Annotated in this window: 10 protein-coding genes, 1 tRNA gene and 1 pseudogene; 8 read left to right on the forward strand and 4 right to left on the reverse strand. The window is 66.7% G+C overall.

What is annotated here, in order from left to right; all coding sequences use genetic code 11:
* The first annotated feature begins 524 nt into the window (after positions 1-524).
* From ACFQE0_RS05065 to ACFQE0_RS05085, 5 genes are all read left to right on the forward strand, one after another.
* Positions 525-1,445 (forward strand): hypothetical protein, encoded by a 921-nt coding sequence (locus tag ACFQE0_RS05065; protein ID WP_378967682.1) that lies wholly within the window; start codon positions 525-527, stop codon positions 1,443-1,445.
* Positions 1,446-1,641: 196 nt separating this feature from the next.
* Positions 1,642-2,931 (forward strand): exodeoxyribonuclease VII large subunit, encoded by a 1,290-nt coding sequence (locus ACFQE0_RS05070; RefSeq protein WP_378967684.1) that lies wholly within the window; start codon positions 1,642-1,644, stop codon positions 2,929-2,931.
* 22 nt (positions 2,932-2,953) lie between these two features.
* Positions 2,954-3,145 carry a hypothetical protein gene (locus ACFQE0_RS05075; RefSeq protein ID WP_378967686.1) on the forward strand — a complete coding sequence of 64 codons (192 nt, stop codon included), beginning with the start codon at positions 2,954-2,956 and terminating at the stop codon, positions 3,143-3,145.
* Positions 3,146-3,944: 799 nt separating this feature from the next.
* The gene (locus ACFQE0_RS05080) at positions 3,945-6,599 is read left to right on the forward strand and encodes a PD-(D/E)XK nuclease family protein (protein ID WP_378967688.1); all 2,655 of its coding nucleotides are present in this window, start codon (positions 3,945-3,947) and stop codon (positions 6,597-6,599) included.
* A gap of 31 nt (positions 6,600-6,630) precedes the next feature.
* Entirely contained in the window at positions 6,631-9,813 is a 3,183-nt protein-coding gene (locus ACFQE0_RS05085) for a UvrD-helicase domain-containing protein (protein ID WP_378967691.1), read from the forward strand.
* 164 nt (positions 9,814-9,977) lie between these two features.
* On the opposite strand, the gene ACFQE0_RS05090 is transcribed toward ACFQE0_RS05085, so the two are convergent.
* From ACFQE0_RS05090 to ACFQE0_RS05100, 3 genes are all read right to left on the reverse strand, one after another.
* Positions 9,978-10,205, reverse strand: coding sequence for a helix-turn-helix transcriptional regulator (locus ACFQE0_RS05090; RefSeq protein ID WP_378967693.1), 228 nt, complete (start codon positions 10,203-10,205; stop codon positions 9,978-9,980).
* A gap of 471 nt (positions 10,206-10,676) precedes the next feature.
* Entirely contained in the window at positions 10,677-11,963 is a 1,287-nt protein-coding gene (locus ACFQE0_RS05095) for a tyrosine-type recombinase/integrase (RefSeq protein ID WP_378967695.1), read from the reverse strand.
* 163 nt (positions 11,964-12,126) lie between these two features.
* Positions 12,127-12,215 (reverse strand) — tRNA-Ser (locus tag ACFQE0_RS05100).
* Between the two features lie 230 nt (positions 12,216-12,445).
* Here ACFQE0_RS05100 and ACFQE0_RS05105 point away from each other — a divergent pair.
* The 3 genes and pseudogenes from ACFQE0_RS05105 to ACFQE0_RS05115 all read left to right on the forward strand — a co-directional run bounded on the left by ACFQE0_RS05105 (position 12,446) and on the right by ACFQE0_RS05115 (position 17,709).
* Entirely contained in the window at positions 12,446-14,593 is a 2,148-nt protein-coding gene (locus ACFQE0_RS05105) for a xanthine dehydrogenase family protein molybdopterin-binding subunit (protein WP_378967698.1), read from the forward strand.
* 268 nt (positions 14,594-14,861) lie between these two features.
* Positions 14,862-16,744: pseudogene (mdoH, locus tag ACFQE0_RS05110) on the forward strand (glucans biosynthesis glucosyltransferase MdoH).
* A 299-nt stretch (positions 16,745-17,043) separates the two neighbouring features.
* A complete protein-coding gene (locus tag ACFQE0_RS05115; RefSeq protein ID WP_378967700.1) occupies positions 17,044-17,709 on the forward strand; it encodes a L,D-transpeptidase in 666 nt (221 codons plus the stop codon).
* A gap of 58 nt (positions 17,710-17,767) precedes the next feature.
* On the opposite strand, the gene deoA is transcribed toward ACFQE0_RS05115, so the two are convergent.
* Positions 17,768-19,066, reverse strand: a complete 1,299-nt coding sequence (gene deoA, locus ACFQE0_RS05120) for a thymidine phosphorylase (RefSeq protein WP_378967702.1) — start codon at positions 19,064-19,066, stop codon at positions 17,768-17,770.
* Positions 19,067-19,069: the final 3 nt, after the last annotated feature.

Here is a 19,069-nt window from a genome sequence, read left to right on the forward strand (position 1 = left end):
TCGCAAGCTCGATGGCTCAATTCCCCAGTTTGTGAGCACCCCCGCGGGTGCTCACAAACTGGCGGTCCCTCCGGGCCGATTTCGATAGCCCGTCCCAACATCCCTTTTCGATCAAACAGGCTATGCCGTTTCGGATCTCTCTCCCCCAAATTGCCCTGCATCAGAAACAGTGGAACCCATTTTGGGCGTCCCGGGGCTCGGGGGAGCTTCTCTCGGCGCCTTCGCTCCGTCACGCTAGCTCAATCGTAGGATTCTCGGTGTCGATCGCGACCCGATCCTAGAGCCTTGAAGCCGGTAGAACCCCGCAAGCTACAGACAACACGATCAAGCGGAAGACGACGCGCTCCCGAGCCTCTGCGGCTGCGGGAGCGGAGGGGAAAGCAGTCCAATCACAGCAGATCAGGCGAAGGCCCTTCGCCCAAAAACCCCAGGAAGGACGGGGTGAAACGCGGCGCTCGAACAGCGCCCGCGGGAAGAAGTCGGTGAGGTGCCTTCGCCCCTTCCCCTTATGATGGACATAAAAAATGACAGACCTCAACGCGCTCGCCGGCGCGAACGAGCCCGGCCGCCCCCACGAGCCGCCGAGCTTCTGGGTGCGCGCCAGGGTTGAGCGCCCTCGCAGGCACCAGGACGGCGTTCTCCTCGAACTTCGGGCCGTCGATCCAGGCCGCCCCGGACGGCTCACAGCCTTCATGACGGGTGACTTCATCCGAGAGGTTCAGACCGCGACGGGCATCTTGCTCGATCCGAGCACCATCTTCGGCGAACACCAGCTGAAGCTGACCGTGACGGCCGAACCACGGGGTGACCTCTCGGCACAGGCCGCAGGCCTCGTGCGAGACACCTTCCTGTCGGACTGGGCCGAGCAGGATGCCGCGATCCGGGATGGGCTCGAGGCCGATTGCATCTGGGACCGTCAGCACAATCTCCCGGCCCCGAATCGCCTCCGGCGCGTCTTTCTGATCGAGCCGGAAGACGCTGCACCCAGCGCAATCAGGGAGAAACTCGAGCGGTGGTGGGAGCACGGGATCATCGAGTTGATCCGGCACCCCGTCGCCTTCGAGGAAGCCGGATCGGTCGCCGCACTCGAGGAGGCGATCGGCTGTGCCTACGATCAGTACGAATGGGGCACGCTCGACCTCGTGATCATCGCGCCCGGTACCGGCTTCGCGTTCCGCGCCCTGTCGGACGAGGGGCTGCTGCGCCGGATCGCCGTTCTCCCGGTCCCGGTCGTCATGCGCAAGGCGGGCGCTCCGACCCTGCTCGACACCATGGCCCACCGCTGTTTCGATGGCCCGGACGAGATCCTCGCCTTCCTGACCGGCATCCTCCGGGAGGAGGTGCGCGTGGCGAACACGCCGCGGCTCGCGGCGATCGCCGAGATGATCGAGCCGGCTTCCGCTCGACGGATGACGCCCGCGTTCCATGGGCCGCTGTTCGACTGACGCCACCGCCGCGATCCGGCCGCCCGCATGAGGGCCGCCGGATCATCTCTCCTTCCCGAAACAAGAATGACAGATGAGACACCACCGCTTCTTCAACCCGTCCGACCGGGCGCCCCTGCGTCGCCCGCCCTCAGGCGATGGGGGGCGCCCCCTCGGGCGAGCGAACGACGAGAATGAGTGCAAGCCCACCGATGAGGTGCGCGACCTACGAGACCTCATCGCTTGGCTGCGTCAGCGCCTGCGCGGCGAGCACACGGTCCGGGCCTGCGTCCTCACCGTCGAACCCGTCGGTCCCAGCGATTACCTGCTTTTGCTCGGGGAGGCAGACCCCGTCGGCAGTGCCGATCCGCCGCGGCTGAAGGTTCGGCTCGATGCTGCTGAAAGCGAGGCCCATCGAAGCCCGACCGGTGAAAGCTTCGATCCGGCGACCCTGGTCAACCGGAGGATCGAGCTGCGGCTGCAGACCGGCATGCGCCAGCGCTTTGGTCGCGGGGCCGGGGTGCAGGCCCGGGTCCTCGCCCTGCTCTCGATCGGTGAGGTACCGATCGACGGCGAACTGGATCGGGAGCGAACGCTACAACGTCTCCGGCTGGAAGGATGCCGGTTCGGTCCTGCGACGTGGGTCGAACCTGAGGATCCCCACCACATCGCACTGATTGCAGCCGAGTGCGGCGATGCCCGCCGTGACGTCGAGCACGTCTTTCGTCCGCTCGAGGAGAACGGTCTCATCCGTGTACACCGGATCTGGACGAACTTCGAAGGACCCAGTGCGGAACGGTCCTTGGCTGCCACCTTTGAGCGGGTCAGCGAACTGCATCGCGATAACGGCCTGTCGGCCACGCTGGTTTGCAGGGGAGGAGGGCCGGTCGAGGGCTTCCGGGCCTTGAATACTTTCGTGACCGCGAACGCTGCAGTGGCCGCCGCGGTTCCGAATCTGATTGTGGGGCTCGGCCATGCCGGTACGCCGCCCACCGCTCTGGATGCGATCGCGGCCCGCTCGGAGCCCACGCCGACCGCCGCCGCGGTGCTGGTCCGCCGTCTTGTTGAGGGCACCGGCGCCCGGGCCGAACGTGCGCTCGCCGCATTCGATGCTGCGGTCACAGACGATCTGGAAGCGGCCGCCCGGATCGCTCTGGGGCGAGCTACCAACGCGTTCGAGGCCGCCGTTCAGCATCTCGTCGATCGCGCCGACCGACACCTGCGGCAACTGGACAGGGCCGTCGAGCAGAGTCTGCTGGGCCACCTCGCCGAAGCAACCACCACAGCGGCCGTACCCAGGGCTCCCGATCCTGCCCAACCCCCACAGCTCGTCGATGGCGATGGTGCGCCACCGCAGGAGCCGGGGCTGGCGCTGGTGACCGTCGCCGAGACCAACCGCGTCATCACCCGGTACGACCAGCTGAGATCGGACAGCAATCTGTACCTTCATTTCCACGACGGAACGGTCTTCGTCCGAGTCGTACCGATCACCGTCGCCTTCCACTGACAACTCAACGAGGAAATACGAAATGACCGAGAACCAGACGCCCGAGAGACCCAGCTTCCTGATGGCGGTCAAACGCATCGAGGCGCTGACCCAAGAAATCCGGCGGGATGGATTGGCGGCTTTCGAAAAGGCCGAAGCCGCTTACGGAGAGATCCAAGAGCTTCGCGCCGTTCTGAACAATCGTATCTCGCTCCTTCGCCGCCGAGCTGCGTAGCCCGATCCATTGCGTCACCGCCGATGTCATCTCATCGGCGGTGGTCCTGCCCCATCACGATTAATGGGCATGGGTTGAAAGCAATGGAACTGAAAATCTGGGCACGTGCACAAATCCCGCGAAGACCATTGCTCAGAATCGTAGCGGTTGATGTTGCGATTTGGCTGTCTTTCTATTGGCGCGATCCAGTATTCGCTCTCCGCCAAATTTCGGAATCTGGCAGAGTGCGGTCCGACTGGCTTTGTGTCGAGTGCAAGGGGTGGGAGCCACAATCATAGTTTGCGAATATTTCCTAGACCACAGTCTGTGTGCTGCCCGATAGGTACGGTAACAGCAATCCCGTCGTACCCACGTGCACAGTCTTGCGTGTCAGGAGGCCGAACAGGCGATCCTCGAACGGCTTTAAAAATTGGACATTACAACTTTTAACTGTGCGCCGCCCTCGTTTGATTGATGTCAGGAATCTTCTTCAGCGCGCATTTGCCGCGCGTTGCGGGATCTGGCCAATCACGGCGACATGGCGACGGCTTCATATACTATGCAAGAGAGCTTCTCGTACTTAGGCATCAAGCTTCGCTGACCTCTGGCTCCCCGCGTTCGGTCGAAGCCTGTGTTCGTGGTGCATGGGTTCGGACCGCCAATATGTCGGCAACTGTGGATTGCATTTGATCCGTGCTCTCGCCTAGCGTGCCCTCTTTGGGGCGCCCCTGTCGGGATTGGAGCGCGAATGCATATTGTCTTTGCGACGACCGCCGATGGTCGTGCATATCCCGAGCATCCCGGCAGCAAGATAGGTTGCGTGGACGGGGCCGTCGTCGGCCCGGCCGGGCTTCTGGATATCCTCGCAACGCGTCTCGGTCTCGGTGGTCCGAGGGTGCCGCCGGTCGTGCGCATCGCAACGTGGCAGAGGAAGCTGGAAGCCGCAGCCGTAGATACGTCGCGCTTCTGGAGCGCCTCGATGGCATCCGATGGATGGGCGACTGCTCGGCAATTGCTGTCTTGGCGCGACGCCCTTGTGGAGGCAGGCTGGTCGCCGGAACGGCTTGTCGCGCCTCCTGCGCGGCTGGCTGACCTCGCTGCCGCGGAGCTTGTCGGTCCTATCTTGCCAGGTGGTCGGGAAGATCTGCTCCGTGAGGTTATCCTGGCGATCGAAGGCGGTGCGGCCATCGACATCGACCTCCTCGAGTGTGTGGAGGACATTAATCTCCTCGGACCCGGTTGGAACCGATTGGTTCGAGCCGTTGAGGCAGCAGGGACGGCAGTGCGCCCTGTGGCAACGTCCGCCCCGGTGGATGTCTCCACTGACATCGGTCGCCTGCATCACTACTTGCTCACCGGGCAACGCACTCCTTTCATCGGCGACGGGACCGTCTGCGATGTCTCCGCGGTATCCGCGATCGCGGCCGCCGAATGCGTCGCCGAGTGGCTAGCCAGCGAGATCGAGGCCGGTGCAACGGGCGATGCCGTCGTGATCGTACCTAGCGGCGATAGCAGCCTGCTCGACCAAGCGCTCACTCGAAGGGGAACGCCGCTGTTAGGGCTCTCGCCGGCCTCGTCCTTCCGGGGGGCGCTCCAGGTGCTGTCGCTGAGCTTCGCGGTTGCCTGGACGCCCATGGATCCAGGCAAGCTGCGCGAGCTCCTGCTCCTGCCCCGCCCTCCTATCCGGAGATGGGCGGCGCGCATCCTCGCGCGGGCACTGACCAAGGAGCCTGGCCTCGGTGGTCCCGCTTGGCAACTCGCGTGGGAGCAGATCGAGACTCGGCTCCGTGAGGAAGCCGCCGATACCGGCGATGGGCAGGCATCCTGCAAGGCGACAGCGGAGGTCGCCTCGACGCTTGATCGATGGCGGGCCTGGACGAATGGCGGCCGATACGACCGCAAAACGGGGATGCCAGCACCGGATGCGATCGCACTATGTCGCCGGGTCCACGACTGGGCGATTGACCTCGACGCTGGCGGCCGCGATCCACTGCTGCTCTGCGTGGTCGGCGCGGCGCGCGCACTCGTCGAGGCATTGGAGGCGCTTGGACACTCGCCAGTGACCGCCCTTCAGATCGACCGGATGATTGATCAGACCATCGCGGAAGGCCTGCCCGATCCGGCCCGCCATGCACAGGAGGGCAGATTGCGCGCGGTCAATGATCCAGGCGCTCTTTGGGGTGCCGCGCACCGGGTGGTATGGTGGGATTTCACCGGCTCTGCTTCGTCTTCTCCCCGCTTCCCGTGGAGCGCGCGCGAGGGTGCCGCACTCGATGCGGCCGGCTGCTGTCCCGAGCGCCCTGACGCACAGCGTCGGCGAGAGGCGTCCCATTGGCAGAGCGCCGCGTTGAACGCGCGGTCGCTCGTATTGGTCCGTCCCGCTTTGGATCGCGGGAGCGAGGCTGGACCGCACCCGTTTTTTCAGCAGCTCCACCCCGTCCTGGACCGCGCACCGGGGGCGCCGTCGATTGGATTCGCAGCGGAGCGCCTCTTCGTCGAGGAACGACTGCCTCTCGCCGCTCGGGAGGTGGTTCGCTCGTCCAGCGTCGCCGTCGCCCTCCCGAGCGCCCAAGCGGCCTGGGATCTGCCACCGACGCTCTCGCAGCGCGCACAGGACGCCGAGCGGCGGGAGAGCGCGACGAGCTTCGATGACCTCCTCACCTGTCAACTGCGCTGGATTCTGAAGCATCTTGTAGGCCTCAGAGCCGGCGGAGCGCGCGGGATACCGAAACCGGAGCAGCTCCTCGGCAATCTCGCGCATGCCGTGGCGCAAGCGGCGTTCCGGCCCGGCGAGGTGCCTGATCCGACGATCGTGCGGCCGCGGGCCGTGTTGGCGCTCGACGACCTCCTTCCACGCATCGCAGCGCCCTTGCTGCTTCCGGGACATGCCAGCGAACTGGCCTTCGCGCGCCAGCGCATCCCCGACGCGCTCGCCAGCCTGTCCGACATCTTGGCTCGCGGACGGTTCGCGATCGAGGGCATGGAAGTTGAGCACGAGCAGGATTTCGACATCGTGCAGGTGGCAAGCCGCATCGATTTGGTGGTGCGGGGTCCCGACGGCCGCCGGGCCATCGTGGACCTGAAATGGACTGAGAACGGGGCGACCGCGCACCGCGACAAGCTGGCCGAGGGCCGAGCGATCCAGCTCGCCACATACAGCCGCCTCGTTGAGCCCGACGGTGCCGGAGCGCCGGCCGGGTATTACCTTCTCCGCCAGCAGCGTCTCCTGGCCGAAGCTGGCTCGCCGCTAGCCCATGAGGCGATCACCGTCTCCCGCAGCCTGGCGGACACCTGGGATGCGATGGTGGAGGACAGCGCCCGGCTCACCGCCCTGGCCAAGAAAGGCCGCGGCATCGCCGCAGGCATCCCGGGTGCGCACGAGCACCTGCCCGAGGATCTCGCCTTCACCGCAGGCGCTAAGACTTGTGCGTACTGCGACATGACCCGTCTCTGCCGCTCCGCGTCCGTAGGCTAGCGTTCCGATGCAAGTCTCCCCTCTCAACCGCGTGGACACCGCTCTGGCGTCGGCCGGCACCGGCAAGACGACCACCCTTGTCGGGCAGCTAGCGCGCTTCCTTGATGCCGGCATCTCACCGGAACACATCCTTGCAACAACGTTCACGAAAAAGGCCGCCGAGGAACTTGTCGAGCGCACACGCGCCCACCTGATCGAGCACGGACGGAACGAGGATGCCCTCGCGCTTCTCGGCGCCCGGATGGGCACGATCAACGCCGTCTGCGGACGCTTGGTCGAGGACTTCGCGTTCGAGCTAGGACGGCCGCCGGGCGGCGAAGTCGTCACTGACGACAGTGCCGCCCTGCTCTTCGCCACCGCGGCCGACGAGACGCTGACCCGCTACGCACCGGCGCTGAACGCGCTCGGCGAGCGGTTCGGCTTATCCGATCAGGAGACGGACTGGCGGAACCTCGTCCGGCGCATCATCGCGGTGGCCCGCGCAAATGGGATCGACGCAGAGGGCCTCGCCCGCTCGGCGGACCGCTCGCGCGACGGCCTCATGTCACTCCTCAACACTGAGTCCACGCTTTCGGCGGACGCCCTCGACGACGCCCTCCACAGTGCGGTTCGGGATGCGCTGGTGGCTCTCGACGGCCGTTCCCTGAAAGGCGAGGGCGCCAAAGCTGCAAGCGCAGTAATGCTCGCGGCGACCATGCTCGACCGAGGGGAGCTCCTACCATGGTCCGTCTGGGCCAAACTGAGCAAACTGAAAGCTTCCAGGGCCGATGCGCCTCTCTTCGCAGACGTCGCGTCGGCTGCAAGCAGCCATTCACAGCACCCTCGGCTGCGTGAGGATCTCGACCGCTTCATCCATCTAGTCTTCGCCTGTGCCGCGCAGTCCACTGCGGCCTACCAGGCCTACAAGGCCGAGCGCGGTCTTCTCGACTTCACCGATCAAGAGGCGCTCGCGCTGGAGATCCTGCTGCGCTCCGACACCCAGGAGCGGCTCCGGGAGAGCATCAAGGTTGTGCTGATCGACGAGGTGCAGGATGCGAGCCCCCTGCAGGTCGCGATTTTTACCGAACTTGCTCGGATCGCAGCGCACAGCGTCTGGGTCGGCGATCCCAAACAGGCGATCTACGGCTTCCGCAACACGGATGCGAACCTGACGCTCGCTGCCGCTCAAGGCATCGCTGCAGGAACCGGAGGGCAGTCAGAGGTGCTGTCGAAGTCGTGGCGGAGCCGGCCGGGTCTCTGCACCTTCATCAACGACGCCTTCCTGCCCGCATTCGAACGGATGGGACTGCCCAACGCGGCATCGCGGTTCACAGACTGGGCGTGCGACGACGCAGGTCTCTCGCGCCCGCCGCTCACCGTCTGGCACGCGAACGGGACGAACAAGTCAGATCGCAGCGCGAGCCTCGCCGGAGGCATCGCCGCCGCCTTGGCCGAGCCGTCGTGCTGGCCGGTTCGATCGGCCCCTAACAACGCGGTCCGTGACCTGCGCCCCTCGGACATCGCCGTGCTCTGTCGCGGCAACGACGACGTTGAAGAACTTGCCTCTGCCCTCACCCGGCTCGGCGTCAGGGTCGCCGTCGAACGCGGCGACCTCTTCTCGACGCCCGAGGTCGAGCTCGCGATGGCGGCGCTCCGGTGGACGGCTGATCCTGGAGACAGGCTCGCGCTCGCCGAGCTCGTACGCTTGGTGATGGGTGAGGACGAACCCCGACGTTGGCTCGACGCGCTGGGGACCGAAGATCCGGAGGCCGCGTTGCGCGACTTGCTGCCCTTTGCGGCCGCGCTGCAGGACCTCCGCGCCCAGCAACTCGCGATGACACCATGTGAGGTCGTCGATGCCGTGATCCTCTCGACCGGCGTGGTGGACCTCTCCTGTCGCTGGGGAGAGGCCGCCGCTCGGCTGCACGCGCTTGAGGCGTTCCGCGGAGTCGCTTGCTCTTACGAGGGCGAATGTACACGATTGCGCCTGCCCGCTACGCTCGGCGGCTTAGTCGCTTGGCTCCAGAGCCGGGAGGAGCGGTGTCCTCGAAGCGGCGACGACGCCGTCCATGTCATGACTTACCACAAGGCCAAGGGTCTTGAGTGGCCGGTCGTCGTCCTCGCACAGCTTGAGAACGGCCCCAGGCCGCGCTTATTCAGCCCGGTCGTTGAAGTTGATGGCGATCTCGACTGGCGCGCCCCCTTAGCTGGGCGCTGGATTCGTTTCTGGCCGTGGCCATACGGCGCGCAATCGACCGGTGTGCACCTCGACTCCACTGCGCCATCGAGCAATGTCGGAAAGCAGTCTGCCCGCGAAGCGCGCGACGAGGCGGTCCGCCTGCTCTACGTGGGCGCGACGCGGGCGCGCGACCATCTCATCTTCGCACGGAACGCTCGGTCTGGGAGTTGGCTAAGCACCCTGGACGTCGGCGAGGATCCACAGGTTGTCCTGCCAATGAACGATGGACGCCCGGTCCTTGCTGGCGGCGTCGAGCACCCGGCGCGTTTCGAGCTACTCACGATCCCGGCTGAACCGACAAGCGAGACGACGGCAGTCAACGTCTTCCTGTCCAGCGAACGCCCTCATGCGGCGCATAGACCGCTGCGTTTAAGGCCAAGTGGAGCCGTTGATCTGTCCGCCTTCACCGCCCTCAGGCGGACAACACTTGGGGCACGCATGCCGTTGTCGGGCGAGCCGGAAATGGACCTCGTCGGGCAAGCCGTACACGCATTCTTGGCCGCGGACCGGATCGACGACGAACTATGTCAGCGCCGTTCTCAAGCGGCTTTCGTCCTGAAACGATGGAGCGTGATCGATCATCTCCGCCCCCAGGATCTCGTCGAGGCCGCCGACCGCCTCTGGTCCTTCCTGAGGCAACGTTTTCCCAGCGCGCGTCTGCGTCGAGAAGTTCCGGTGTTTGCGCCCATTGCCTCGCAGTACACCGTCGGCCGCATCGATCTACTCGTCGATCTAGGTAGCACCTTCGCTATCGTCGATCACAAGAGCTTTCCGGGACGCGCAGAATTCTGGGAGGGCAAGGCCATTGGTGCAGCGCCCCAACTCGCCGCCTATGCGCAGGCGGTCAGCGTCGCGACGGGTTCAACTTGTTCAGGCCTTTTCGTCCATATGCCGGTAGTCGGCACCATGGTCGAAGTCGGAGAAGCTCCCATGGCTTTAAGTGCCAAAATCGTACCGCCAGCCAAACATTCTCAATCTTCAATCACATCAGCTTGACTACGAATGGTCCGTTGCTGAAAATATCTGATTTATTTCTACTGGCATGCTCAGCAAGGTAAGCCACAATCGGCGTCGTTCGTGACCCCACCGGGAATTGAATTTCTTCGGTTTGCGAGATGTTTAGCAACATCTGCGACGGTGTCATGGTAGCCGCCGATCCATTATTGATTGGAAAGACCGTGCGCCTTCCTACTGCGAGCCGATAAGCGTTGCTCGCACTCCACGAGGTCGAACCGAACGACATTGCCGATGGCAATGCATGGACGGATCACGCCATCGCGGTGGTACCAATTTTTGACCGTCGACCGCGATACCCCAAAATGGGCAGCAAGCTCGTCGATTGTCATAATGCTAGAGGAAGGACGAGATGCGCTGTCACGCTTGGCCATAGTCCGTGTCCGCGGGCATGCGTCCACTGCCCGCAAAAGCGAGCCTCGGACGACAGGGTGCCAGCAGACTACGGGTGGCTGCTGCGATCCTGCCGGATCGCTCCGTAGAATAGCCTCGGGTCGCGGCTTAGGATTTTATCCGCAATACCGATTTTGTCTCGCACAACTGCCAAGCGCCTTTGGCCGAGGCGCCCTGAGAAACGGCCACATTGAGCAAGACACTATGCCGGCGTCCGTCGCCTATCGCGGCGGGTGTCTTCCGTAGCCTTGATCGTGGTCCGAAACAGCAGGTGTGAGGGCCGCCATGCCTACAGTCCGGCGATTCCGCCGCATCACGTTCCCCGCTTGCCGCACGGTCACGTGACACCATAGCCACTTCCAATAATTGAAGCCTACCGAAAGCCACTGGCCCGTCAAGCTTGTTCTGGGCAAAATTACGGTGCCGTGCTCTCCGGAGATCTGCTTAGAGGGTCAGATCGGCCGCCGGCTCTTCAATTCATCCAGCACACTTTGTGGCACCGCCTCACCCTGGATCACGAACGGATTGCGCGTCGTATCAATGCGACCTGCCAAATAATCCGACCAATCGGTCATGAGGCGTCGCCGCTTCTCGAGGAGTTGACCGCGATTGTAGGCTCTCACGGTTTCGTCGCCGACCAGATGGCCGAGGGCCTTCTCGGCCAACGCCGGCTCGTGGAAGGTCGAAGACTCGACCCACGTTCGGAACGTGGCACGGAAACCGTGGGTCGTAACGTGGACTCCCATGCGTTCACGGCAGTGCTCCAGCGCCGTGAGCGACAGCGGCCTGAGTGTCTGGCCGGGGAACAGCAACTCGTCGTCAGAGCGCGTAATCCTTAGACCTTCGACCCGATCAAGAATCTCAATGGTTCGGTCACCGAGCGGAACGATGTGGTCTTCACTGATGTGTTGAGCGCCCTTGCGCCCCTTCATTCGCTCTGCAGGGATCGTCCAGGTTCGCGCGCTTCGGTTCACCTCGCCCCATGTGGCGGTGACGCCGACGGAGGGGCGCAACGCGGTGAGGATAATCCACTCGAGCGCCAGAGCACTCATCGAATCATAGCAGCGCAGGCGTGTCATGAACGAGGGAATCTCGGCATGATCCATCGCCTTGAAGTGTCCACGGACGAGCTTGGGCTTCGCGGGAAAGACGTTGTCCAAATTGTCTCGCCACGCCGCAGGGTTTTCCCCCGTTCGAAAGCCCCGGGTCTTGGCCATGGACAGGATCGCCTCGATCCGCCCGCGGACGCGCTTCGCTGTCTCGGGTAGTCGATGCCAGATCGGATCGAGAACTGCGATGACCGCATTCGCATCGATGGCATCCACACGCCGATCCATCAAAGAAGTCGCGTGGGTCTTCAGGCTGGCACGCCATTGCGACGCGCTCTTCGGGTTCTTCCATAGCTCTTCATTGCGCGTGATGTGGTCCTCCATCGCTTCAGCGAAAGTCGGGACTCGTACCACCTTGGCCGCCGCCTCTCGCTGATCGAGCGGATCGACACCTTGGCGAAGTTGAGCTCGGACGCCTTCCGCTGAGGTGCGAGCTGCGGCGAGAGACAGACCGTGTGGGCCGGCACCGCCCAAACCGAGTTCACGCTGTCGGCCACCGAAGCGATAGCGCATGACCCATTGGCGCGATCCGCCGGGACGCACTGAGAGGTAGAGATTGCCACCATCGCCATGCAGACCGGGCGGTAAGGAGACGACCTGCTTGGCGGTCAGCTTGTTGATCGCGGCCATGGCGGGGCTCCAGCAGGCTGTGCCCAAGCGATTGCCCACGCACGACGCGTGTCCTTAGCGATCTCGTCGTGACCGCTCGTAACCGCGCTGCGGGAGAATATGGTGGAGTGTCAGTGGGTTCGACAACCCGGGAAACCACGTGTGGCTCTACGTGGTGGGTAACTGGCGGAGAGGGGGGATTCGAACCCCCGATGGGCTTGCACCCATGCCGCATTTCGAGTGCGGTGCATTCAACCGCTCTGCCACCTCTCCTGCCCGGCCTGAGCCGTGCACCGTAAAGCACTCCGGACGCGCACGGGGCACGACCTTCGATCTCTGCGGATAGGGGCTCATAATCGGCCGGAGCGCCGAGGGCAAGGGCTTGTTGCCGGGCTCTCGTGCCGACGCGATCCGCACAGGGTCTTGGCGCCGCAGGGGCGGTGATCGCGGGAGCCCTGCCTGCCGGCCGCCTGTTGGCCTGGATGGGAAAGCGGGAGACCGTCATGGGTGTAGTGCTGGGCCGGGACCACGTCCGGATCGAGGGGACGGCCAAGGTCACCGGGGCGGCCCTCTACTCGTCGGACGGGTCCCGGGCGGAGGAGGCCGGGAGGCTCGCCCACGCGGCCCTCGTCACCAGTGCGGTCGCGAAGGGGAGGATCATCGGCTTCGATCAAAGCGCGGCCGAGGCCATGCCGGGGCTGCTCGGCCTCTTCACCCATCGCGATTTCGCCGGCTCCGTCGCGCCCGTGGCGCATCTGATGGCGGGCGGGTACGCCAATTCCTCGCACCGGCCGCTCTATTCCGATGCGGTTGCCTATGCCGGGCAGATCGTTGCCCTCGTCGTCGCCGAGACTGTGGAGACCGCCGCTGCGGCGGCAGCGTCCGTGCGTGTCACCTATGAGGAGGAGCCTGCATCCGCCGGATTCGACGCACCCGGCGCCGAGACCGTTCGGTTGGCCGACCTCAAACCTCATCACGAGGATATTCGCACGGGCGATGCCGCCGCCGCCTTCGCCGCCTCGCTCCACCGAATCGAGGCGCGCTACGAGACGCCGACGCAGCACCATAATCCGATCGAGCTGTTCACCACCCGCTGCGCCTGGGACGGCGACACGCTCACCGTCCATGAGCCGACCCGCTTCGTCGGCGCCGTGCAGCACGGGCTCGCAGCGCAACTGGGGCTCGATCCGGCGCGGGTGCGCGTGGTCTCGGGGCTGATCGGTGGGCATTTCGGCTCGAAATTCGCCCTGTCGCAGCACACCGCGCTCGTCGCGCTGGCGGCGAAGCGGCTCGGCCGCCCGGTCTCCCTGGTCCCGACTCGGCGGCAATGCTTCACCATCGCCAATTACCGGCCCGAGACGCGCCACGACATCCGCCTCGGCGCCGATGCGGAGGGCCGCCTCACCGCCCTCGTCCACGAGGCTGAGGTCGTGACCTCACGCTTCGATCCCTTCGCCATGGAGGGCGCGGACGTCACCGGCAGTCTTTATGCCTGCCCGGCGATCCGAACGGAGGAGCGGGCCACGCGCGTCGATCGCAACACGCCGGGCCCGATGCGGGCGCCGCCCGAGGTGCCGTATCTCTTCGCCCTGGAGAGCGCCATGGACGAGATGGCGTGGCAACTCGGGCTCGATCCGATCGAACTCCGGCGCCGGAACGACACGGCGACGGACCCGGTGAGCGGCAAGCCCTTCACCTCGCGCCCGCTCATCGCCTGTTTCGAGGCCGGGGCGCGGGCCTTCGGCTGGGAGCGGCGCCTGCCGCAACCGGGTGCCCTGCGGGACGGCCCCTGGCGGATCGGCCTTGGCTGCGCGGCCTCGGTGCGTCCGGTGAAGATCGCCGCCGCGACCATCCGGGTGCGCCTTGCCGCAGACGGATCGGTCGAGGTCGCCGCCGCTCACCACGAGATCGGCAACGGCATCACCACGCTCCTCGCCATGGGAACGGCCGAATGGCTCGGCGTGCCGGTCGAGCGGGTGAGCGTTCATCTCGGTGACACCGATCTGCCGCCCGCGGGCATCTCGGGCGGATCGAGCACGACGACGAGCCTGATGAGCGCCCTGTCCATCGCCTGCGCGCAGGTTCGTGACACGCGCGCCGTCGCGAGGGCCGGAGAGCCGGTGGAGGTCGTGGCCGAATTCGTGCCGAAGGGCAGCAAGCCGGATGCCCTGCAGGCCCTACGCGCGGGCCATATCGGGCTCACGCTGCCCGACGATGCGCTGTCCTGGGCGTTCGGCGCGCAATTCGCGGAGGTGCATGTGCATGCCGAGACCGGTGAGATCCGGGTGCCCCGTCTCACCGGCGCCTTCGCGGCGGGGCGTGTGCTGAACCCGCTCACCGCCCTCAGCCAGTTGAAGGGCGGGATGATCTGGGGCCTCGGCTCGGCGCTCCTGGAGGAGACGGTGCTGGACGGCGCGGCCTATCGCAATCCCGATCTCGCGGAATACCTCGTCCCCACCAGTGCCGATGTCGAGGCGGTGGAGGCGCTGATCGTGCCGGACCCCGACGAGCGGGTGAATCCGCTCGGGGTGAAGGGCCTCGGGGAGCTCGGGATCATCGGCGTGAACGCGGCGATCGCCAACGCCGTGTTCCATGCCACCGGCCGCCGTCAGCGCCGTCTGCCGATCCGCATCGAGGACATGCTGGCCTGAAACGGCCCTCCGCGTCGGAAAGTCCCGCCCGAACGGCAGCTTGCGCCGCCGTTCTGTCGATATTCATGCCGATACCACTACTCAAAGTTTGACCGGCCGCCCGGTGCGAGGCATCGCACGCACCGCGGTGGCGGCATGGGGGGATCGATCGGTCGGCCTCCGGCGGTGCCGGGGGTGCGGGGTCTTTGTCCTCGCGCCGACTGTTCCGTCCCACGGCGTCCGCCCGGTTGGTGCGCCGTTCGTCCGCCTCGGTCGAGTTCCCGCGCCCATGGTTCACAGCGCCCCTCCTCACCGCGATCCGCCCGCTCCGTCGACGCTCCCAGAGACGTGGCACGGGAGCCGACGCGCCCTGACGGCCCGGCGCCTCGCCCTGGCCATTCCGAGCCTCGCCACCGCCGGAGCCATCGCGTGGCTCGCGGCCTCGGCCTACCCGGCGGGCGATGCCCTCGCCTGGGCGCTGCTCGCCACCTTCTCCCTGGTGATGGGCTGGCAGGCCTTCACCGCCTGGCAGTACCTCTACGGTTTCGTCGCGGGCTTGTTCGGCGACCGGGCGGCCTCCGCCCTGGAGCGCGCGGCGGAATCCGCCGCCCCCTGCCCCAGGGCGAGGGGCGCACGGCGGCCATCGTCGCCATCCACGCCGAGGATGCCGTGGCGGTCTTCGCCCGGCTGCGGGTGATGGCCCGCTCCCTTGCGCGCGAGGGCACGGACGACATCGACATCTTCGTCCTGTCGGACACCCGCGACGGCGCCATCGCCGCGGTCGAGGAGCATGAATACGCGCGTATCCAGGCCTGGGCCTCAGCCGATCCCGATCTGCCGCGCATCCGCTACCGCCGCCGCCGGGAGAATGTCGGGCGCAAGGCGGGCAACGTCGCGGAGTTCTGCGCGAGCCACGGCCACGAATACGCGTTCATGATCGTGCTCGATGCCGACAGCCTGATGACCGGCGCGGCCATGACCCGCCTCGCGCGGCTGATGCAGGCCAGCCCGAAGGTCGGCCTGATCCAGACCGTGTCCTATGCCGCCGGTCGCGACACCCTGTTCGCCCGGGTGCAGCAATTCGCGGTGCGGCTCTACGCCCCGCTGGCCCTGCGCTGCCTTGAGACGTGGCAGGGGCCGGAGGGCAGCTACTGGGGCCACAACGCAATCCTGCGGATCGAGGCCTTCGCCGCCCATGCCGGATTGCCGGTCCTCCCCGGCCGGGCGCCGCTCGGCGGCGAGATCCTGTGCCACGACATCGTGGAAGGCGCTCTCATGGTACGGGCCGGCTGGGAGGTGCGTCTCCTGCCCGAATTCCGGGGCACCTGGGAGGAGATGCCCACCAACCTGATCGACCTGCTCGGCCGCGAGCGCCGCTGGTGCCAGGGCAATCTTCAGCACCTGCGCGTGCTGCCCTGGGCGGGGCTGACCGGGGCGAGCCGCTGGCATATCGGCGTCGGTATCCTCTCCTACTTCGTGCTTCCGCTCTGGATCGCCTTCCTTGGCCTCGGCGCGTGGCAGGCGGCCCGCAGCGGCGATCTCGGTCTCCTGGCCTACGGGCTCGGCGGGACGGGCGCGGCGGCCCATGCGCTGGCGGCGCTTGCCGTCGCGGTGCTGGCGGCGCCGAAGCTCCTGAGCCTCGCCCATGTCCTCGCCTCGCGCGAGCGCCGGGCCTCCTTCGGCGGCACGGGGCGGCTCCTCGTCAGCGCGGCGCTGGAACAGGCCGTGTGGGTGATCCTATGGCCGGTCATGACCCTGTTCACGGCGGGCGCCGTCTGCGCGACCTTCCTCGGCAAGGTGGTGCGCTGGGAGACGCAGGAGCGCGACGACCGGCAGATCTCCTGGGCCGAGGCGTTCCGGCTCCAGGCCGACGCGGTGGTGGTGGGCGCGATGATGCTCCTGAGTCTCGCCTTCGCGGGCAACCTCTGGCTCGGTCTCTGGCTCGCTCCGGTGGCGCTGGCCCTGCTGACAAGCCCGGCGCAGAGCGTCTGGATGAGCCGCTCCGATCTCGGCCGCGCGGCGCGGGCGCGGGGCCTGTTCCTGACGGCGGACGACACCGCCACGGCGCCGGAACTCGCGGAACTCGCCCAGATCCGCGGCGTTCCCGCCTCCCCGGCCCGCCCGGCGCAACGCGAGCCCGCCGTGTGGATCCCCGCCGCCGACGAGGTGTGAGGGACAGAACCTCATCGGTTCTAACCGGAGGTGGGTCCACATCTTGACCCGTCCTCAATCTCGGCGTGGAGGGGAAGCGCTCACAATGCGTTCATCGCCACACTTGCATCGATTTCATGGCCAAGCTGCCACAGTGTGGCCACGAGACAACGGCTGCGGCGGAACGAAGGTTTGCCGGGCATTCAGGCTTGGCTTTAAGGCCGGAGCGTTTAGGCGTTGGTGAGGATCGGCACGGCATCGTGCCCCACCAGCGTTCTTGCGTTCTCCGCCATTTCCGCGCCTGCCCTCGTGAGGCTTCGATGCGTCGTTTTCTTCCCGCCCTCGCCGGTCTGGCCGGCGCGGCCGTTCTCGCCGCGCCTGCCTTCGCCTACGAGATCGACCCGCTGACCCGCCAGCCTATCGACAACGTGCTGTCCGTGCGCGTCCGCCCCCAGGCAGTCGAGCCCGCCGCCGCGCCGGTGGTCAACACAGCGCTCACCACCGCCGACCCGCTCCAGCAGAGCGCGGCCGTGCCGCAGATGTCCGCCATCGCCCGCGAGACCGTGCCCTATAGCGGCCCCTACGGCGCCGGCACGATCGTCGTCTCCACAGCCGAGCGTCGGCTCTATTACGTGCTCGGCGGCGGCCAGGCCCTGCGCTACGGCGTCGGCGTCGGCCGTCCGGGCTTCACGTGGAGCGGCATGCAGACCATCACCATGAAGCGCGAATGGCCGGATTGGCGTCCCCCGGCCGAGATGCTGCGCCGCCGTCCCGACCTGCCGCGCTACATGAAGGGCGGTGTCGAGAACCCGCTCGGCGCCCGCGCCATGTATCTCGGCGGCACCATGTACCGCATTCACGGCTCCAACGAGCCGGAGACGATCGGCACTGCCGTGTCCTCGGGCTGCATCCGCATGACCAACGAGGACGTGATGGACCTCTACACCCACGCCAAGGTGGGCACGAAGGTCATCGTCCAGCGCTGATCCGCTCACGGCGGGTCAATCTTCGGGGCCGGCGGCGACGTCGGCCCCTTTTTCGTTCTCAGGCCTTGCCGATCCGCTCGATCACGGCAGGCCGCCGGGGCGGCTCCTCGCCCATCCGGTAGGCCGCGCGCAGGGCAGCCTCGGCCCGTTCGGCGCTCGCCGCGTCGGCGGCGTGGACGATGCCGATGAGGCCGCTGGCCTCGCCCGGCCGCGCCAGATCCGTGAAGCCGACCGCCGGGTCGATGCCGTCCTGCGGGCGGGTGCGTCCGCCGCCGAGGCCGATCACCGCGAGCCCGATCTCCCGCGTCGCCACCGAAGCAACCGTGCCCTCGGCCCTTACCTCGCGGCGGACGGGCGCGGCGGGCAGATGCGTCTCGTGCCGCTCGATCAGATCCGGCGGGCCGCCCAGGGCGGCGACCATCCGGGCGAATAACTCCACCGCCCGGCCCGAGGCCAGGGCATCTTCGAGCTTGGCCGAAGCGTCCTCCCGGCTCGCCGAGAGGCCGCCGAGCACCAGCATCTCCGCGCCGAGAGCCAGGGTGACGGCGTGGAAATGCGGCTCCCGTCGCGCCCCGGTGAGATAATCGAGGGCGTAGGCGACCTCGACGGCGTTACCCGCGGCGGAGGCCAGCGGCGCATCCATGTCGGTGATGAGCGCGGTGGTGGGCAGCCCCGCCCCCACGGCCACGGAGACGATGCTCTCGCCCAGGGCGCGGGCTTCCGGGAGCCCTTTCATGAAGGCGCCCGAGCCCTGCTTCACATCCATGACGAGCCCGCCGAGCCCGGCCGCAAGCTTTTTCGAGAGGATGGAAGAGGTGATCAGGTCGAGGGATTCCACCGTGCCGGTCACATCGCGGATGGCATAGAGGCGCTTGTCGGCCGGAGCCATGCGCTCGGTCTGGCCAATGATGGCGCAGCCGACCTGACCCACGACCCGCCGGAACAGGGCCGGTTCGGGTGCCACGTCGTAGCCCGGGATGCTGGCAAGCTTGTCGAGGGTGCCGCCGGTATGGCCGAGGCCCCGGCCCGAGATCATCGGCACGTAGCCGCCACAGGCCGCCACCATCGGCGCCAAAGGCAGGCTCACCGTGTCGCCCACGCCCCCGGTTGAGTGCTTGTCGAGGACGGGGCCGGGGAGATCCCAGGTGAGCACGTCGCCCGAGCGCATCATCGCCTGCGTCAGGGCGACCCGCTCGGAAACGGCCAGTCCGCGGAAGAACACCGCCATGGCGAAGGCCGCCGCCTGCCCCTCCGTCACCGACCCTTCGGTGAGGCCGGCGATGAACCCTGCAATCTCCCCGTCCGAGAGAAGGCCTCCATCGCGCTTGGTGCGGATCGTCTCCTGCGGCAGGCGCACCCT

Source organism: Methylobacterium komagatae (assembly GCF_042661665.1).
GTDB lineage: Bacteria > Pseudomonadota > Alphaproteobacteria > Rhizobiales > Beijerinckiaceae > Methylobacterium > Methylobacterium komagatae.